Source organism: Streptomyces sp. CB02261, from assembly GCF_001905665.1.
Lineage (GTDB): Bacteria > Actinomycetota > Actinomycetes > Streptomycetales > Streptomycetaceae > Streptomyces.
In genome coordinates this window covers 14,623-31,295 of sequence record NZ_LIVX01000014.1, presented here as the reverse complement: position 1 = coordinate 31,295, position 16,673 = coordinate 14,623, and the positions used below count along the sequence as shown (strand labels likewise).

16 protein-coding genes and 1 tRNA gene are annotated in these 16,673 nt (G+C 72.5%); 9 read left to right on the top strand and 8 right to left on the bottom strand.

The window, feature by feature from the left end; translation table 11 throughout:
* Nucleotides 1-60: 60 nt before the first annotated feature.
* The 3 genes from AMK29_RS33210 to AMK29_RS33200 form a co-directional block, all read right to left on the bottom strand.
* A complete protein-coding gene (locus AMK29_RS33210) occupies nucleotides 61-495 on the bottom strand; it encodes an ASCH domain-containing protein (protein WP_073819909.1) in 435 nt (144 codons plus the stop codon).
* Between the two features lie 238 nt (nucleotides 496-733).
* Nucleotides 734-2,131 carry a GntT/GntP/DsdX family permease gene (locus tag AMK29_RS33205; protein ID WP_073819789.1) on the bottom strand — a complete coding sequence of 466 codons (1,398 nt, stop codon included), beginning with the start codon at nucleotides 2,129-2,131 and terminating at the stop codon, nucleotides 734-736.
* A 50-nt stretch (nucleotides 2,132-2,181) separates the two neighbouring features.
* Nucleotides 2,182-2,697, bottom strand: a complete 516-nt coding sequence (locus AMK29_RS33200) for a gluconokinase (protein ID WP_073819788.1) — start codon at nucleotides 2,695-2,697, stop codon at nucleotides 2,182-2,184.
* 189 nt (nucleotides 2,698-2,886) lie between these two features.
* Between AMK29_RS33200 and AMK29_RS33195 the strand changes: the two genes are divergently transcribed.
* From AMK29_RS33195 to AMK29_RS33180, 4 genes are all read left to right on the top strand, one after another.
* Entirely contained in the window at nucleotides 2,887-3,588 is a 702-nt protein-coding gene (locus AMK29_RS33195; protein ID WP_073819787.1) for a FadR/GntR family transcriptional regulator, read from the top strand.
* Nucleotides 3,589-3,770: 182 nt separating this feature from the next.
* Nucleotides 3,771-5,228, top strand: coding sequence for an amino acid permease (locus AMK29_RS33190; protein WP_073819786.1), 1,458 nt, complete (start codon nucleotides 3,771-3,773; stop codon nucleotides 5,226-5,228).
* 121 nt (nucleotides 5,229-5,349) lie between these two features.
* On the top strand, nucleotides 5,350-6,435 hold the full coding sequence (locus AMK29_RS33185) for an S-(hydroxymethyl)mycothiol dehydrogenase (RefSeq protein ID WP_073819785.1): 1,086 nt from the start codon (nucleotides 5,350-5,352) through the stop codon (nucleotides 6,433-6,435).
* Complete coding sequence (locus AMK29_RS33180; protein ID WP_073819784.1) at nucleotides 6,435-7,064, top strand: MBL fold metallo-hydrolase; 630 nt, start codon at nucleotides 6,435-6,437, stop codon at nucleotides 7,062-7,064. The genes AMK29_RS33185 and AMK29_RS33180 overlap by 1 nt, the downstream gene beginning before the upstream one ends.
* On the opposite strand, the gene AMK29_RS33175 is transcribed toward AMK29_RS33180, so the two are convergent.
* Together AMK29_RS33175 and AMK29_RS33170 are read right to left on the bottom strand one after the other, a co-directional pair.
* Complete coding sequence (locus tag AMK29_RS33175) at nucleotides 7,048-7,974, bottom strand: RluA family pseudouridine synthase (RefSeq protein WP_073819783.1); 927 nt, start codon at nucleotides 7,972-7,974, stop codon at nucleotides 7,048-7,050. The genes AMK29_RS33180 and AMK29_RS33175 overlap by 17 nt on opposite strands.
* Before the next feature lie 52 nt (nucleotides 7,975-8,026).
* Nucleotides 8,027-8,114, bottom strand: a tRNA-Leu gene (locus AMK29_RS33170).
* 208 nt (nucleotides 8,115-8,322) lie between these two features.
* Between AMK29_RS33170 and AMK29_RS33165 the strand changes: the two genes are divergently transcribed.
* From AMK29_RS33165 to AMK29_RS33155, 3 genes are all read left to right on the top strand, one after another.
* On the top strand, nucleotides 8,323-9,657 hold the full coding sequence (locus tag AMK29_RS33165; protein ID WP_073819782.1) for a M20/M25/M40 family metallo-hydrolase: 1,335 nt from the start codon (nucleotides 8,323-8,325) through the stop codon (nucleotides 9,655-9,657).
* A gap of 127 nt (nucleotides 9,658-9,784) precedes the next feature.
* Nucleotides 9,785-10,018, top strand: coding sequence for a chaplin ChpH (gene chpH, locus AMK29_RS33160; protein WP_030218232.1), 234 nt, complete (start codon nucleotides 9,785-9,787; stop codon nucleotides 10,016-10,018).
* A 140-nt stretch (nucleotides 10,019-10,158) separates the two neighbouring features.
* Nucleotides 10,159-11,040 carry a chaplin gene (locus AMK29_RS33155; RefSeq protein ID WP_073819781.1) on the top strand — a complete coding sequence of 294 codons (882 nt, stop codon included), beginning with the start codon at nucleotides 10,159-10,161 and terminating at the stop codon, nucleotides 11,038-11,040.
* Between the two features lie 64 nt (nucleotides 11,041-11,104).
* Here AMK29_RS33155 and AMK29_RS33150 read toward each other — a convergent pair whose 3' ends face one another.
* Complete coding sequence (locus tag AMK29_RS33150) at nucleotides 11,105-11,293, bottom strand: DUF5703 family protein (protein ID WP_015032473.1); 189 nt, start codon at nucleotides 11,291-11,293, stop codon at nucleotides 11,105-11,107.
* 47 nt (nucleotides 11,294-11,340) lie between these two features.
* Here AMK29_RS33150 and AMK29_RS33145 point away from each other — a divergent pair, with 47 nt between their 5' ends.
* Nucleotides 11,341-12,009: a hypothetical protein gene (locus tag AMK29_RS33145; protein ID WP_073819780.1), complete on the top strand. Its 669-nt coding sequence runs from the start codon at nucleotides 11,341-11,343 to the stop codon at nucleotides 12,007-12,009.
* 67 nt (nucleotides 12,010-12,076) lie between these two features.
* Here the strand turns inward: AMK29_RS33145 and AMK29_RS33140 are convergent, their stop codons facing one another.
* Nucleotides 12,077-14,464: a helix-hairpin-helix domain-containing protein gene (locus tag AMK29_RS33140; RefSeq protein WP_079197235.1), complete on the bottom strand. Its 2,388-nt coding sequence runs from the start codon at nucleotides 14,462-14,464 to the stop codon at nucleotides 12,077-12,079.
* On the bottom strand, nucleotides 14,461-15,438 hold the full coding sequence (locus AMK29_RS33135) for an aldo/keto reductase (RefSeq protein ID WP_073819779.1): 978 nt from the start codon (nucleotides 15,436-15,438) through the stop codon (nucleotides 14,461-14,463). Before AMK29_RS33135 ends, AMK29_RS33140 begins: the two co-directional genes overlap by 4 nt.
* 130 nt (nucleotides 15,439-15,568) lie before the next feature.
* Here AMK29_RS33135 and AMK29_RS33130 point away from each other — a divergent pair, with 130 nt between their 5' ends.
* The gene (locus AMK29_RS33130) at nucleotides 15,569-16,618 is read left to right on the top strand and encodes an LLM class F420-dependent oxidoreductase (RefSeq protein WP_073819907.1); all 1,050 of its coding nucleotides are present in this window, start codon (nucleotides 15,569-15,571) and stop codon (nucleotides 16,616-16,618) included.
* Nucleotides 16,619-16,673 lie beyond the last annotated feature (55 nt).

The window sequence follows — 16,673 nt, the reverse complement described above, 5'->3', positions numbered from 1 at the left end:
GCCGCGGGTCCTGGCTTCGGACGCAGGGACGCAGCCGTACGGTCCGGGCCGCCTGGGGCGTCAGGGCAGCAGCCGCACGACCCGGAAGCGTTCCGCGACCGCCATCGTCGCGTCGGTCACCGTGAACTCCGGGTCGCCCAGGAACTCCCGCATCTCGGCCCCGTGCCAGAACCTGTCATGGCTGCTGCGCCACTCCTCGACCGTCTCGTACCCCTCGCCCTCGTCGATCGCGAACCGCAGGTCGATCTCCCCGACCGGCAGCACGCGCACCTCCGTCGTCTCCACCACGGCGACCGGCCGCTCGCCGGAGTCGACCAGGGCCCAGCGCTCGCCGACGCGTGGCAGCTCCTCGCCCTCCGCCTCGAACTCCACCACGAGCCCGGTCGTCGACGTCTTCGCGCCGGACAGCACCGCGGCCACCAGTTCGTCGCGCAGCGGTCCCGGGAAGGCGAGCGCGAGGGGCTTGAGGGAGGCGGGGTCGTCGACCCGCCGCATGTCGTCCACGCCCGGAGTGTGCCACGACACCCGCACCCGGCTCCCGGCATTTCCGGCCCCACCGGAGCACGGGCGGTCGACGACCCCAGCCCCTTACGCGCGTCAGACTCGGCCTGCTCGGCTCCGCCGTCCCCCGACCTGCTCCGAACGGCCGCCCGGGACGTCTCGGCCGACGTCAGGGACCTGGCCGCGCGGCTCCTCGCGATCCTGGACCGGCCGTCCGGCCCCTGAAGCGTCGCTACAGAACCAGCGACAGCAGCAGCACGAACACGATGCCGACGACCGAGATGATCGTCTCCATCACCGACCAGGTCTTGATCGTCTGGCCGACGGTCATGCCGAAGTACTCCTTCACCAGCCAGAACCCGGCGTCGTTCACATGGCTGAAGAACAGCGAACCCGCGCCGATCGCCAGCACCAGCAGCGCCGTCTCGCTCGTGGACATGCCCGCCGCGAGCGGGGCGACGAGCCCGGCGGCCGAGATCGTCGCCACGGTCGCGGAGCCCGTCGCCAGCCGGATGGCGACCGCGATCAGCCAGGCGAGGAGCAGCGCCGGGATGGACCAGTTCTCGGAGAAGTCCAGGATCATCTGGCCGACGCCGATGTCGATGAGGGTCTGCTTGAAGCCGCCGCCCGCGCCCACGATCAGCAGCACGCCCGCGATGGGGGCGAGGGACTTCTCGACGGTCGAGGACAGCCGGTCCTTGGTGAAGCCGGCCGCCCGGCCCAGCGTGAACAGGGCCACTATGACCGCGGCGAGCAGCGCGATCAGCGGGGAGCCGATGACGTCGGTGACCTTCTGGACACCGTTCTCCGGGTCGTCGACCACGATGTCGACGAGCGCCTTCACCAGCATCAGGACGACGGGCAGCATCACGGTCGCGACGGTGACGCCGAAGCCGGGGCGCTTCTCCAGGTCCTCGGAGGGCCGGACCGGGATCATGTTCTCGGGGGCCGGGATGTCCACCCAGCGGGCCGCGTACCGGGAGAACACCGGACCGGCGATGATCACGGTCGGGACGGCGACGACGAGACCGAGGGCGAGGGTGACGCCCAGGTTGGCGCCGACCGCGTCGATGGCGACGAGCGGGCCGGGGTGCGGCGGGATCAGCCCGTGCATGACGGACAGGCCGGCCAGGGCCGGGATGCCGATCCGCATCAGGGAGTAGTTGCCGCGCTTGGCGACGAGGAGGACCACCGGGATCAGCAGCACGATGCCGACCTCGAAGAAGAGCGGCAGGCCGATCACGGAGGCGATGAGGACCATCGCCCAGGGCATGGCCCGGCCACTGGCCCGGGCCAGGATCGTGTCGACGATCTGGTCGGCGCCGCCCGAGTCGGCGAGCAGCTTGCCGAGGATCGCGCCGAGGGCGATGAGAACGCCCACGCCGGCGACGGTGTTGCCGAGGCCGGTGGTGAAGGACTTGATGGTGGCGTCGAGCGGCGCCCCGGCGAACGCCCCGAGCGCGAGCGAGCCGATGGTCAGCGCCAGGAACGCGTGCAGCTTGAACTTGGTGATGAGCAGGACGATGACGGCGATGCCGGCGAGCACGGCGATCCCGAGCTGGGCGTTGCCGGCCGAGGTGATCGGTTCGGCGGCGTCCGCTGCCAGGATCTCGACGCTGAGACGGGGCACGGTGGAGTCCTTCGTACGAGCGGGGGAGAGGGGGGAGAGGGGGACGGGGCTCAGCGGGCCGCGCCGCGCAGCGCGGCCACGGCCCGGGCGGTGATCTCTTCCGGGGTGCCGGAGACGTCGACGGCGACGCCGGCCTCGTCGTCCTGCAGCGGCTGCAGGGTGGCGAACTGGGAGTCGAGGAGCGCCGTCGGCATGAAGTGCCCCTTGCGCGCGGCCATCCGGCCCTCGATGAGCTCCCGGTCGCCGGTCAGATGGAGGAAGACGATGCCGGGCGCGGCCGCGCGCAGCCGGTCCCGGTAGGCGCGCTTCAGCGCGGAGCTGCTCACCACCCCGCCGCGCCCGGCCCGGTCGTGGGCCCAGGCGCCGATCGCGTCGAGCCAGGGCCCCCGGTCGGTGTCGTCCAGGGGGGTGCCGGCCGACATCTTGGCCACGTTCGCCGCCGGGTGGAAGTCGTCGCCCTCCGCGTACGGGAGGCCCAGCGCTTCCGCGACCAGCGGGCCGATCGTGGTCTTGCCGGTCCCGGCGACGCCCATCACGACGACGACCGGGGGGTGGGTGGTGCTCATGGGTGGTGCCTCGCTGTCTTCTTCGACATCGATCCGTCGCGCTCATGAAACCCATTGAGTACGACGTATTCAAGAGCCTGTGATGTAAAAGTCATACTTGTTATCCACCCGAAGCCCTCTCCCGTACCCCTCCCCTCGTCCCCCTCCCCGAGGGTGATCGCGGACGCGTCCGCGCATAGGCTTGCCACCATGACGACACCGGTCCAGGGGCTCCACTCGCACGTCCTCGCCACCCTGGGTCTCGCGATCACCGCCGGGGAGTACCCGCCGGGCACCGTGCTGCGCACCGACGAGGTCGCCCAGCGCTTCGACGTCTCCCGGACCGTGGTCCGCGAGGTCGTCCGCGTCCTGGAGTCCATGCACCTCGTCGAGTCCCGCCGCCGCGTCGGCGTGACCGTCCTCCCCACCGCGCGCTGGAACGTCTACGACCCCCAGGTCATCCGCTGGCGCCTCGCAGGCGCCGACCGCCCCCGTCAGCTCCGCTCGCTCACCGTCCTGCGCTCGGCCGTCGAACCCGTCGCCGCAGGACTGGCCGCCGAGAACGCCACCCCCGACCAGTGCCGCCGGCTCACCGAGCACGCCCTCGGGCTGGTCGCCACCTCGCGTGGCCGGCGCCTGGAGGAGTACCTCGTCCACGACATCGCCTTCCACCGGGTGGTGCTCGACGCCTCGGGCAACGAGATGTTCGCCCGCCTCGGCGACGTCGTCGCCGAGGTCCTCACCGGCCGCACCCACCACCATGTGATGTTCGAGGACCCCGACCCGGCGGCCGTCACCCTCCACGTCCAGGTCGCCGAGGCCGTACGGGAGCGGGACGCGGCCCGCGCCGAGGAGCTCACCCGGCAGATCGCGGTCGGCGCCCTCCAGGAGCTCGACGTCCTGGCCCCCTGAGTCCCGTCGGCGCGCCAGAGGCCCCGACAAGCTCTGAACTAGCTCAAATATGGGCGTTCAGTGACATGCACCACAGTCAGTGGGCGCCCCTTGCCGTGAGGATGTCCGCTGGCCGTGCCGGGAGACCCCCACCGAGGCACGGCCGGGTACCGCACAGATCCCTCACGAAGGCGAACAACTCCATGAGTGACCGCGTCACCGCGGCCGACCCGCTGTCCGCCGCACCGGCGAACCCGGCCGCCCCCCACGTCGACGCCGGCGACGCCGGATACCGCAAGGACCTCAAGTCCCGGCACGTCAACATGATCGCCATCGGCGGCGCCATCGGCACCGGCCTCTTCCTGGGCGCCGGCGGCCGGATGTCCCAGGCCGGACCCTCCCTCTTCATCGCCTACGCCGTCTGCGGCGTCTTCGCCTTCCTCGTCGTGCGGGCCCTCGGCGAGCTGGTGCTCTACCGCCCGTCCTCCGGCGCCTTCGTCTCGTACGCCCGTGAGTTCATGGGCGAGAAGGGCGCCTACACGGCCGGCTGGCTGTACTTCGTCAACTGGTCGACCACCGCCGTCGCCGACATCACGGCGGCCGCCACCTACGCCCACTTCTGGGCCATGTTCAGCGACGTCCCGCAGTGGATCCTCGCCCTGATCGCCCTCGCGGTGGTCCTCGCCGCCAACCTCATCTCCGTGAAGTACTTCGGCGAGATGGAGTTCTGGTTCGCGATCATCAAGGTCGGCGCCCTCGTCCTCTTCATGCTCGTCGGCATCTTCCTCGTCGTGACCTCGCACGACATCGGCGGCCACACGCCCGGCCTGGCCACCATCACCGACAACGGCGGCATCTTCCCCAGCGGCGTCATGCCGATGCTGCTGCTCATCCAGGGCGTCGTCTTCGCCTACGCCTCCGTCGAGCTGTGCGGCGTCGCCGCCGGTGAGACCGAGAACCCCGAGAAGATCATGCCGAAGGCGATCAACTCGATCATGTGGCGCGTCGGCCTCTTCTACGTCGGCTCGGTGATCCTGCTCGCCCTGCTGCTGCCGTACACGGCCTACTCCGGCGACCAGAGCCCCTTCGTCACCGTCTTCGACAAGCTGGGCATCCCCGGCGCCGCCGGCGTGATGAACCTCGTCGTCCTCACCGCCGCCCTCTCCAGCCTCAACTCGGGCCTGTACTCCACCGGCCGCATCCTGCGCTCCATGTCGCTCGCCGGTTCCGCGCCCAAGTTCACCGGCGTCATGAACAGGGGCGGCGTACCCTACGGCGGCATTCTCCTCACCGCCGGCTTCGGCGTCCTCGGCGTCGGCCTGAACTACGTCATGCCCGACGACGCCTTCGAGCTGGTGCTGAACTTCGCCTCGATCGGCATCATCGGCACCTGGGCCATGATCATGGTCTGCTCGCTGCTGTTCTGGCGCCGTGCCCAGGAGGGCAGGGTCACCCGCCCCGGCTACAACCTGCCCTGGGCCCCGTACACCCAGATCGTGACCCTCGGCTTCCTCGGCTCCGTCCTCGTCCTCATGTGGATGGACGGCGGCGTCGGCCGCACCACCGTCGCCTGCCTGCCGCTCATCGCCGCGGCGCTCGTCGGCGGCTGGTTCCTGGTCCGCGGCCGGGTCCGGTCGACCGCCGCGACCACCCAGGACTGACCTCCCCCGCGGGATACGGCGAGACCCCCGCAGGCACGGCCTGCGGGGGTCTCGCCTTTTGTCAGGAGATAGTGGTACGCAAGAGCCTTACAAGATCCGCCCGGAGGAAGGGAAGTTCGCGATGCCGCAGCACGTCCAGGGGGTCATCGCCCCCGGCAGGAACGAACCCGTACGGGTCGAGACCATCGTCGTCCCCGACCCCGGCCCCGGCGAGGCCGTCGTGAAGATCCAGGCCTGCGGCGTCTGCCACACCGATCTCCACTACAAGCAGGGCGCCATCAACGACGAGTTCCCCTTCCTCCTCGGCCACGAGGCCGCCGGAGTCGTCGAGTCGGTCGGCGAGGGCGTCACCGACGTGACCCCCGGCGACTTCGTGATCCTCAACTGGCGCGCCGTGTGCGGCACCTGCCGCGCCTGCCTGCGCGGCCGCCCCTGGTACTGCTTCGACACCCACAACGCGAAGCAGCGCATGACCCTGCTCGACGGTACGGAACTCTCCCCGGCCCTCGGCATCGGCGCCTTCGCCGAGAAGACCCTCGTCGCCGCCGGCCAGTGCACCAAGGTCGACCCGGCCGTCGCGCCCGAGATCGCGGGCCTCCTCGGCTGCGGCGTCATGGCCGGCATCGGCGCCGCCATCAACACCGGGAACGTCGGCCGCGGCGACACCGTCGCCGTCATCGGCTGCGGCGGCGTCGGCGACGCGGCGATCGTCGGCTCCCGGCTCGCCGGCGCCGCGAAGATCATCGCCGTCGACATCGACGACCGGAAGCTGGAGACCGCCAGGACGATGGGCGCCACGCACACCGTCAACTCCCGGTCCACCGACGCGGTCGAGGCCGTCCGCGAGCTCACCGGCGGCTTCGGCGCCGACGTCGTCATCGAGGCCGTCGGCCGCCCCGAGACGTACGAACAGGCCTTCTACGCCCGCGATCTCGCCGGCACCGTCGTCCTCGTCGGCGTCCCCACGCCCGAGATGAAGCTGGAACTCCCGCTCCTCGACGTCTTCGGCCGCGGCGGCGCGCTCAAGTCCTCCTGGTACGGCGACTGCCTGCCGTCCCGCGACTTCCCCATGCTCGTCGACCTGCACCAGCAGGGCCGCATCGACCTGGGCGCCTTCGTCACCGAGACCATCGGCCTCGGCGACGTCGAGAAGGCCTTCGCCCGCATGCACGAGGGCGACGTCCTCCGATCGGTGGTGGTGCTGTGATGGCCGCCCGCATCGACCACCTCGTCACCTCCGGCACCTTCAGCCTCGACGGCGGCACCTGGGACGTCGACAACAACGTCTGGATCGTCGGCGACGACACCGAGGCCATCGTCATCGACGCCGCCCACGACGCCGAGGCCATCCTCGCCGCCCTGGACGGCCGCACCCTGCGCGCCATCGTCTGCACCCACGCCCACGACGACCACATCGACGCGGCCCCGGCGCTCGCGGCCGCCACCGGCGCCCGCATCCTGCTCCACCCGGCCGACCAGCCGCTGTGGAAACTGACCCACCCCGACCACAGTCCCGACGGCGACCTCGCCGACGGCCAGGTCCTCACCATCGCCGGCATCGACCTCACGGTCCTCCACACCCCGGGGCACGCCCCCGGAGCGGTCTGCCTGTACGCCCCCGACCTGGGCACGGTCTTCACCGGCGACACCCTGTTCCAGGGCGGCCCCGGTGCCACCGGCCGGTCCTTCTCCGACTTCCCCACGATCGTCGAGTCGATCCGCGGGAAGCTCCTCACCCTGCCGCCGGGGACGGCGGTCCGCACCGGCCACGGCGACACCACCTCCATCGGCGCCGAGGCCCCGCACCTGGAGGAGTGGATCAGGCGAGGCCACTGAGCCGCAGCCGGCTCTCCAGACGCAGCTCGGAACCCGTGACCGGGTCGGTGAACTCCACCGTCCGCGCCAGCAGTTGCAGCGGACGCGAGAAGTCCTCCGGCCCGTCCTCACGGACCTCCGGATAGATGGGGTCGTGCAGGATCGGCAGTCCCAGCGCGTTCATGTGCACCCGCAGCTGATGCGTCCGCCCGGTCTCCGGCACCAGCCGGTACCGGCCGAGCCCGCCGCGCCGCTCCACCAGCGCGATCCGGCTCTCGCTGTTCGGCTCGCCCGGCACCTCCCGGGCGGCCATCACCCCGCGCTCCTTCTCGATCCGGCTCCGCACGGTCACCGGCAGCCCGACCGCCGGGTCGTACGGCGCCACCGCCTCGTACTCCTTGCGTACCAGCCGGTCCCGGAACAGCGTCTGGTACGCCCCCCGGTCCTCCGGCCGTACGACGCAGAGCACCAGGCCCGCGGTCAGCCGGTCGAGCCGGTGCGCGGGCTGGAGGTGCGGCAGGCCCAGCTCCCGCCGCAGCCGCGCGAGCGCGGTCTCCGTCACGTGCCGCCCGCGGGGCATCGTCGCGAGGAAGTGCGGCTTGTCCGCCACCACGATCCGCTCGTCACGGTGCACCACCCCGATCGGGAAGGGCACCGGCGTCTCGGCCGGAAAGTCCCGGTGGAACCAGAGGTACCGCCCCACGGTGTACGGCTCGTCCCCGCCGACGGGACCGTCCGCGCCCACGAAGCGGCCGCCCAGCAGCATCTCCTCGACCTGCCCGGCACCGATGGCGTCCGCGTACCGGGAGAGCAGATGCTCCCGCACGGTCCCCCAGACCCCCTCGGGATCCTCCGGCAACCGCACCCGCACCGGATCGATCCCCTCCCGCTGGGGGAGGGGCGAAGTGGGGGCCTTCGATCTGCGTCGCACCGGGTCCTACCGCCGTAACGAGAAAGACCCCACATGATGTGGGGTCTTTCGCTGGTGTCCGAGGGGGGACTTGAACCCCCACGCCCGATAAAGGGCACTAGCACCTCAAGCTAGCGCGTCTGCCATTCCGCCACCCGGACAAGGTGTCTGTCTTCCCGGCCGCTGGGCCCTTCCGACGAGGAAAACCATAGCAAACATTCGGGGTGGTCGATCACCACCCCGGTCGGCCCCCGTCATGTGACAGGCGCATGTCGGCCGAGGGCCGCCCTTGGGCGGGGAGGGGGGCGCGCGCGAGGATGGGGCGAGCACCGAAGCAAGCACGTGGGGCACGTAGTGGGAGGAAGCAGCGTGAGCGAGTCGAACACCGGCCGAAGCGGCACCGCGAAGACCGCCGAGAGCGAGGTCGTGGACCTCTGTCGCGACCTCATCCGCATCGACACCAGCAACTACGGCGACCACTCGGGACCGGGCGAGCGCGCGGCGGCCGAGTACATCGCCGAGAAACTCGCCGAGGTCGGCCTCGAACCGGAGATCATCGAGTCGCACCGGGGCCGGGCCTCCACCGTCGCCCGGATCGAGGGCGAGGACCCGTCGCGGCCGGCCCTCCTCATCCACGGTCACACCGACGTCGTCCCGGCCAACGCCGAGGACTGGACCCACCACCCCTTCTCCGGGGAGATCGCCGACGGCTGCGTCTGGGGCCGCGGCGCCGTCGACATGAAGGACATGGACGCGATGACCCTCGCGGTCGTACGCGACCGGCTGCGCAGCGGCCGCAAGCCCCCGCGCGACATCGTCCTCGCCTTCCTCGCCGACGAGGAGGCCGGTGGCACCTACGGAGCCCGGCACCTGGTCGACAACCACCGGGGCCTCTTCGACGGGGTCACCGAGGCCATCGGCGAGGTCGGCGGCTTCTCCTTCACCGTCAACGAGAACCTGCGGCTCTACCTGGTCGAGACGGCCCAGAAGGGCATGCACTGGATGCGGCTCACCGTCGAGGGCACGGCCGGCCACGGCTCGATGACCAACGACGACAACGCCATCACCGAGCTCTGCGAGGCCGTGGGCCGCCTCGGCCGCCATCAGTGGCCGGTCAGGGTCACCAAGACCGTGCGCTCCTTCCTCGACGAGCTCTCGGACGCGCTCGGCACCCCCCTCGACCCCGAGGACATGGACGGCACCCTCGCCAAGCTCGGCGGCATCGCCAAGATGGTGGGCGCCACCCTGCGCAACTCGGCCGCGCCGACCATGCTCGGCGCCGGGTACAAGGTGAACGTGATCCCGGGCCAGGCCACCGCGCACGTCGACGGGCGCTTCCTGCCCGGGTACGAGCAGGAGTTCCTCGCCGACCTCGACCGGATCCTCGGGCCGAAGGTGAAGCGCGAGGACGTGCACGGGGACAAGGCGCTGGAGACCAGCTTCGACGGCGCCCTGGTGGACGCCATGCAGCTGGCCCTGCGCGCCGAGGACCCGATCGCCCGCGCCGTGCCGTACATGCTCTCCGGCGGCACCGACGCCAAGTCCTTCGACGACCTCGGCATCCGCTGCTTCGGATTCGCCCCGCTCCAGCTGCCGCCGGAGCTCGACTTCGCCGGCATGTTCCACGGCGTGGACGAGCGGGTGCCGGTGGACGGCCTGAAGTTCGGCGCCCGGGTCCTGGACCGCTTCATCGACGCCTGCTGAATTCGAGCGTGCGTTTGCGTATGACCGGAAAGAGTGAATGAACTCGGGGGCTCGTAGCCCCCTCCTTTCCCCCTCGTTACAGGTGTGCGGTCCGCGGCTGGGGCCGCATTTCCAACTAGGAGGAATAATGATCAAGAAGGTCGTCGCTGCTGCGGCTGCCACGGGCGGTCTCGTTCTCGCGGGTGCGGGCATGGCCGTTGCCGACGCGGGTGCCCAGGGTGCCGCCATCGGTTCCCCCGGTGTCCTCTCGGGCAACGTCGTCCAGGTGCCGGTCCACGTCCCGGTGAACCTGTGCGGCAACACGGTCTCCGTGATCGGCCTGCTGAACCCCGCCTTCGGCAACACCTGCGTCAACGCCTGACGTCGTACCTCGCCCCGTGAGGGTGTGAGCCGGTCCGGCCCCGGAGTGCGTGCCATGCACTCCGGGGCCGGTGGCCATTTCCGCCCCGGGCGTTCCGCCCGGTGGCACTCTTTCGAAGCTGAGCAGGCAGGGAACAAGCTATGCGACAGGTCACGCGCAAGGGCCTTATCACCGTTGCCGCCGCGGGAGGCGTTTTCGCCGCTGTCGGCGGCGGTTATGCGCACGCCGACTCCGGTGCGAACGGTGCGGCCACGAATTCTCCGGGCGTCGCGTCCGGAAACTCCGTCCAGGCCCCGGTCCACGTGCCGGTGAACGCCTGCGGGAACACCGTCAGTGTCGTCGGACTGCTGAATCCGGCGATGGGCAACAAGTGCGCCAACGTCTCGAAGCCGGCCAAGCCCGGCAAGCCCGGCGGCGGTTCCCACGCCGGCGGGCACACCAGCGACTCCCCGGGAGTGGGCTCCGGTAACAACGTCCAGGCGCCCGTCCACGTCCCGGTGAACGTGTGCGGGAACAGCGTCTCGGTCGTCGGCCTGCTGAACCCGGCGACGGGCAACGACTGCGCCAACGGCATCGAGCCGACCCACCCGGGGAACCCCGGCAACCCGGGTAACCCTGGCAACCCGGGTAACCCTGGCAACCCCGGGAATCCGGGTAACCCTGGCAACCCCGGTAACCCTGGCAACCCCGGGAACCCCGGTAACCCCGGCAACCCGGGCAACCCCGGCAACCCGGGCAACCCCGGGAATCCTGGGAACCCCGGCACCCCCGGTAACCCCGGCACCCCCGGTAACCCGGGCACCCCCGGTAACCCGGGCACCCCCGGTAACCCGGGCACGCCCGGTCTCCCCGGGGACGACGGCGGCTCGAACACTCCCAGTGAGCACGGAGTCACCCCGCCGCGTGCCGTAGAGGAGCTCGCCGAGACCGGTTCCGGTCCGCTCGGCGTGATCGTCCCCGCCGGTGCCGGTCTGCTGCTCGCCGGCTCGCTGATCTACCGCCGCGCCCGCAGCGCCGCCTGAGCCCGCCGCACCACGCACAGGGGCCCCGCACACCGCGGGGCCCCTTCTCGTTGTCCTGTTCCTGCTACCAGGTCGCCCGGACCTGGCGGATGATCCGCCGCTTCAACCGCACTCTGCGGCTCCCGTCCCGGTGCAGGCTCAGACGGTCCAACTCCCAGTGTCCGTACTCGGCATGGTCGGTCAGCAGCCGCGTCGCCTCCTTGCGGGAGACACCGCGCGGCACGTACACGTCGACAAATTCGTATTCCGGCATCGCATCTATTGTGCGGGCACGGCCCCGGTACGGATAGCGTCTGTCCCATGTCTGATGCTGCGCAGCCCACCGCTGCCGAGGTACGTGCCGCCGCCGAGGCGGTCAAAGCCGCACTGGACCGTCACCTCGCGGCGGTCGAACGCCGCACGGGGGACGACGACACGGCCGTCTACGAGGCCTTCAACGCCCTCGCGACGGCGGCCGAGGCGTACGACGAGATCCTCTACGACCGCTACGACGAGGTCACTCCCTTCGAGATCCCCGGAGCGGACGGCGCCCTGCCGCCGTACACCGGACCTGACGAACCCCACGCCCTCAGCCTGCTGATCCGCCGCGACTACGCCGTGGCGGAACCGAACCGACTGCTCGCCCAGGCCCGCCGCCTCGCCGAGATCGACGGCGACCCGGACGCCCCCGGGCCGGCCGCGCGGGCCGGCGTCTCGCCGCTCGCCGCGCTCGGCGTGCTCTTCGGCGAGTACGAACCGGACGAGATCGCCTCCCGGCACAAGGAGTTCGGCCTGGAGGAGGGCGACTCCACGCTCTGGGTCACCGCCGCCGACGAGCTCCCGGAACCGGGGGAGTGGCTCAACGCCCCCTTCGAGCACGCCGATCCGGAGCGGATCATCTGCCGCTTCGACGTCAGCGCCGTCTTCGACGAGGAAGACGACGCCGACATCGAGGACGCCCGAGAGGAAGCCGTCGGCCCCGGCGCCTGAGGACACGACGCAGGAGGGCCGGGACACCGCCGTCGGGTGTCCCGGCCCTCCTCCGTACCGTCCGGTGCTACTCCTCGGGCACGGCGAGCAGCGTCTCCAGGAGCGGCCGCAGCCGCGTCGTTCGCTCCGGAGCCACCCCCTCGGCGACCGCGCGGGGGAGCGCCTGGTCCACGCCGTGCACCACCGACAGGTGGCGCTCCGCCCGACCGAAGGCCGTGTACACCCACGGCCTGCTCAGACCCCCGGCGGCGTCCCCCGGCAGCACCACGACCACCGCGGGCCAACGCGTCCCGGCCGCCTGGTGCGCGGTGAGCGCCCAGCCGTGCCGCAGCTCCGACTCCACCCGCTCCCTCGGTACGAGGACCGCCTCGTCGCCGCAGCGCAGCCGCAGCCCCTCGGCGTCGGCCGACAGCACCGTGCCCGTCACCGTCCGCCCCGGCGCCGGCGCGTACGCCACCCGGTCCCCGACGTCGTAGCCGCCGAAGCGGCCGGGGCCCGGGTTCAGCCGCTGCTTGAGGGCCGTGTTCAGCGCGCGCGTACCGGCCGAGCCGCCGTGGCCGACCGTCACGACCTGCGTCTGCTCGGACGGCACCCCGATCGCCCGCGGCACCGAGTCGGCCACGAGCTGGACCGTACGGTGCACGGCCTCGCCCGCGTCCCGCACCGGGACGATCACGATCTCCTTGCCCGGGGCCTCGACCTGGTTCAGCTCGCCGGCGCCGATGCCCGAGACCAGCTCGCCGAGCGGCCCCGGGTCGGGCAGCCGCGAGGCGATCCGCGGGCAGACCCGGGCCGCGAGCACATCGGTGAAGACCTGGCCCGCGCCCGGCGCGCCGAGCACCCCGGGGTCGCCGCTCAGCACCAGCCGGCAGCCGTCGGGCAGCGACTCCACGAGCATCGCGGCGCTCTCCACGTCCAGTTGCGGGGCGTCGAGGACCACGAGGAGGTCCAGGGCGAGGGCACCCTCCTCGTCACGGCCGGGGCCCGCCGTCCCGGACAGCAGGGCGGCGACCGTCACCGCGTCCTCTCCGGCGGCTCCGAGCGCACGCCGGCCGTCCTCGGCGTGGACCGCGACCAGGGTGCGCAGGCCGCGCGCGCGAGCCGCTGCGGCGAGCGCCACCGGCTCCGCGCGGGACGCCTCTCCGCCCGTGTGCAGGACGAGGCCGTGCGCACCGGCGGCGCGCTCCAGTTCCGTGCCGTCCCACTCGGCGGCCGTCACCGTCCTGGCCAGCCGGGCGAGCGCGTCCGCGAGGCTCTCCTCGGCCATCGCGTACCGGTCGAGCCCGAGCAGCACGGGTGAGGCGGGCTCCTCGGGGGCGCTCTCCTCCGGGGCTTCGCCGTCCTCGGGGTGCTCCTCCGGCTCCGGGCTCTCCTCCTGGAAGACGAGGACCGCGCCCGCGGCGACCGCCTCCTCGACCGCGGACTCCGGATCGGGCACGGCGTGTCCGGCGAGTCCGGCGCGCACGGCCTGGATCTCCAGCGCCGTGTGTCCCTGGAGCGCGGCCCGGTCCAGGATCCACACGGTCAGGGCGACCGTCCGGCGCGGGTCGTCGGGGCCGCAGGCGGGGCCGAGCAGCGCCCGCGCGAAGCCGTCGGCCTGCTCCGGGCGCACGCCGGGCACCGCGAGCAGCTGCCACGGGTCGTCGAGCAGGGCCGCGGCGGCGCCCTCGCCGAGCGTGGCGGCGACCTGCCCGGCCAGCGCCTCGGGGGCGCCGCCCTTGGCCAGGACCTCCCGGACGGCGGCCGTGGTGCCGGGCGCGGGCGCGGGTGCCCGCACCGGTGCGGGCGGCCGGACGGTCACGGCCGGGGCCGCCTCGGGCGCGGGACGCCGGGGCGCGGGCTCGGGCGCCTCGTAGAGCGTGCTGCCCGATGCCGCGCCGCCCTCCACGGCACGGACGGCCGCGAGCAGGTCGGCGGCGGTGCCGCTCAGCTTGGCGCCGGCCGCCACCGGCCCGCCCTTCTCGGCCTTGCGCGCCTCGATCCGGGCCCGCAGCTCCCGCTGCGCGGCAAGCTCGGCCTGTGCCTCACTCAACGCGGCCGCGGCCGCGGCCGCGGCCGCGGCCGCGGCCGCGGCATCGGCCTCGCCCTCGGCGGCGGTCCGACCCTCGGCACCGACCTCAGCCGCGCCGGCAGGCTCGGCCGCCTCGACAGCCTGGTCGTCGGCGGCGGCTTCAGCCCCACCCGCGGCCTCGCCGTCGCCGGCGGTCTCGCCCTCGGCGCCGACCTCAGCGCCGCCTTCGGCTTCGTCCTCGGCGTCGACCTCGGCCGGGCCGGCCGCGTCGGCGGCCTGGCCCTCGGCGGCGGCCTCAGCCACGTCGGCGGACCGAGGCTCCTCGGCCGTGCCCGGCTCCTCGGTCGCGTCGGGGGCCGGGGCGGGGGCCCCGGTGGTTCCCTCCTGCAGGTCCTCGGCGGGTTCCGCGGCCTCGGGCGCGGTCTCCCCGGAAGGCTCGGTCACAAGGTGCTCCAGTCGTGATCCGGATAGCGGTGCACGGGCGCCGACACATCGTCCAGCGCCCGACAGATCTCGTCAGGAAGACTAAGGGTCTCCACCGACAACGCGGCCGTGAGCTGCCGCGCCGTGCGCGCGCCGACGATCGGCGCGGTCACCCCGGGCCGGTCCCGGACCCAGGCGAGCGCCACGTGCAGCGGGGTCGTGGCGAGGCCCTCGGCCGCCGTCGCGACCGCGTCCACGATCCGGCTCGCCGGCTCGTCCAGGTACGGCTCCACGAACGGGGCCATCGTCTCCGACGCGCCCCGCGAGTCCCCGGGAGTCCCGCTGCGGTACTTGCCCGTCAGGACCCCGCGTCCCAGGGGTGAGGAGGGCAGCAGGCCTATCCCGAGGTCCCGCGCGGCCGGCAGCACCTCGCGCTCCACGCCCCGCTGGAGCAGCGAGTACTCCAGCTGCGTCCCCGCGAGCCGGGTCCGGTCGCCGCCGAGCTGCCAGGTGCCCGCCTTGGCGAGCTGCCAGCCGCAGAAGTTCGCCACACCCGCGTACCGGGCCCGCCCGCTGCGTACCGCGATGTCCAGGGCCTGGAGGGACTCCTCCAGCGGCGTGTGCGGATCGAAGGCGTGCAGCTGCCACAGGTCGACGTAGTCGGTCCCGAGCCGGTCCAGGGAGGCGTCGAGCGCGGCGAGCAGATGGCCGCGCGAGCCGTCCGTACGCCGGTGGGGATCGGGCACGCTGCCCGCCTTGGTCGACAGGACGAGGTCCTGGCGGGACACGAGGCCCTCCATGAGACGCCCGAGCAGATACTCCGCCTCGCCGCCGCCGTACACGTCGGCGGTGTCCACGAGCGTGCCGCCCGCGTCCCAGAACATCTTCAACTGCTCGGCGGCGTCGTGCTCGTCGGTGTCCCGGCCCCAGGTGAGGGTGCCGAGTCCGATGCGCGACACACGCAGGCCGGTACGTCCGAGATGCCTCTGCTCCATGGGCGCGAGATTACTGGCCAGGGCACCACGCGGAGAGAGCCTGTGGACAACCGCGTCCTGACGGATGCCCCGGCCGCGCGCTAGAGTCCGGCCCACAGGGACGTTACCGATGGGTAAGGGGTGCGTGGACATGCGGCTCGGCATCAACCTCGGCTACTGGGGCGCCGGTATGGACGGCGACAACCTCGCCGTCGCCCAGGAGGCGGACCGCCTCGGCTACGACGTCTGCTGGGCTGCCGAGGCCTACGGCTCCGACGCCCCCACGGTCCTCGCCTGGGTCGCGGCGAAGACGGAGCGCATCGACGTCGGCTCCGCGATCATGCAGATCCCCGCCCGCCAGCCGGCCATGACGGCGATGACCGCCGCCACCCTCGACTCGCTCACCGGCGGCCGCTTCCGCCTCGGCCTCGGCGTCTCCGGTCCCCAGGTCTCCGAGGGCTGGTACGGCGTGAAGTTCGACAAGCCGCTCGCCCGGACCCGCGAGTACGTCGAGATCGTCCGCAAGGCCATGTCCCGCGAGCGCCTCACCCACGACGGCGAGCACTGGACGCTGCCGCTCCCCGACGGCCCCGGCAAGCCCCTCAAGCTCACCGTCCACCCGGAGCGCGAGCACATCCCGCTGTACATCGCCGCGATCGGCCCCAAGAACCTGGAGCAGACCGGCGAGATCGCCGACGGCGCCCTGCTGATCTTCCCGTCCGCCGCGCACCTGGAGGAGACCGCCCTCCGGCCGTTGCGCGCGGGGCGCGAGAAGGCCGGTCTGACGATGGACGGCTTCGACGTCTGCCCGACCGTTCCGCTCGCCCTCGGCGACGACGTCGAGGCCCTCGCGGACGTGTTCCGCCCGTACACCGCGCTCTACGTCGGCGGCATGGGCAGCCGCAAGCAGAACTTCTACAACCAGCTCGCGCGGCGCATGGGCTACGAGAAGGAGGCCGCCGAGATCCAGGACAAGTACCTGGCCGGCGACAAGACGGGCGCCGCGGCCGCCGTGCCGCACAGCCTCATCGACCAGACCGCGCTGCTCGGCTCCGTCGAGCGGATCGCCGAGCGGATGACGGCCTACGCGGAGGCCGGGGTCACCACCCTCACCCTCGCCCCGGCCGGCTTCACCCTGGACGAGCGGGTGGCGGCCCTGCGGGCGGGCGTCGAGGCCATGGAGCGTGCCGGCCTCGCGTGACGCGGGGGGAAAGTCCGCGGCCGTGGTGGGGGCTCGGGGGTCTTCCCCGCCACGG

What these genes read in the sequence shown, in the direction of transcription:
- AMK29_RS33210 (WP_073819909.1), bottom strand. Translation starts at nt 495, where the DNA reads ATGCGGCGGGTCGACGACCCCGCCTCCCTCAAGCCCCTCGCGCTCGCC.
- AMK29_RS33200 (WP_073819788.1), bottom strand. Translation starts at nt 2,697, where the DNA reads ATGAGCACCACCCACCCCCCGGTCGTCGTCGTGATGGGCGTCGCCGGG.
- AMK29_RS33195 (WP_073819787.1), top strand. Translation starts at nt 2,887, where the DNA reads ATGACGACACCGGTCCAGGGGCTCCACTCGCACGTCCTCGCCACCCTG.
- AMK29_RS33190 (WP_073819786.1), top strand. Translation starts at nt 3,771, where the DNA reads ATGAGTGACCGCGTCACCGCGGCCGACCCGCTGTCCGCCGCACCGGCG.
- AMK29_RS33185 (WP_073819785.1), top strand. Translation starts at nt 5,350, where the DNA reads ATGCCGCAGCACGTCCAGGGGGTCATCGCCCCCGGCAGGAACGAACCC.
- AMK29_RS33180 (WP_073819784.1), top strand. Translation starts at nt 6,435, where the DNA reads ATGGCCGCCCGCATCGACCACCTCGTCACCTCCGGCACCTTCAGCCTC.
- chpH (WP_030218232.1), top strand. Translation starts at nt 9,785, where the DNA reads ATGATCAAGAAGGTCGTCGCTGCTGCGGCTGCCACGGGCGGTCTCGTT.
- AMK29_RS33155 (WP_073819781.1), top strand. Translation starts at nt 10,159, where the DNA reads ATGCGACAGGTCACGCGCAAGGGCCTTATCACCGTTGCCGCCGCGGGA.
- AMK29_RS33150 (WP_015032473.1), bottom strand. Translation starts at nt 11,293, where the DNA reads ATGCCGGAATACGAATTTGTCGACGTGTACGTGCCGCGCGGTGTCTCC.
- AMK29_RS33145 (WP_073819780.1), top strand. Translation starts at nt 11,341, where the DNA reads ATGTCTGATGCTGCGCAGCCCACCGCTGCCGAGGTACGTGCCGCCGCC.
- AMK29_RS33135 (WP_073819779.1), bottom strand. Translation starts at nt 15,438, where the DNA reads ATGGAGCAGAGGCATCTCGGACGTACCGGCCTGCGTGTGTCGCGCATC.
- AMK29_RS33130 (WP_073819907.1), top strand. Translation starts at nt 15,569, where the DNA reads ATGCGGCTCGGCATCAACCTCGGCTACTGGGGCGCCGGTATGGACGGC.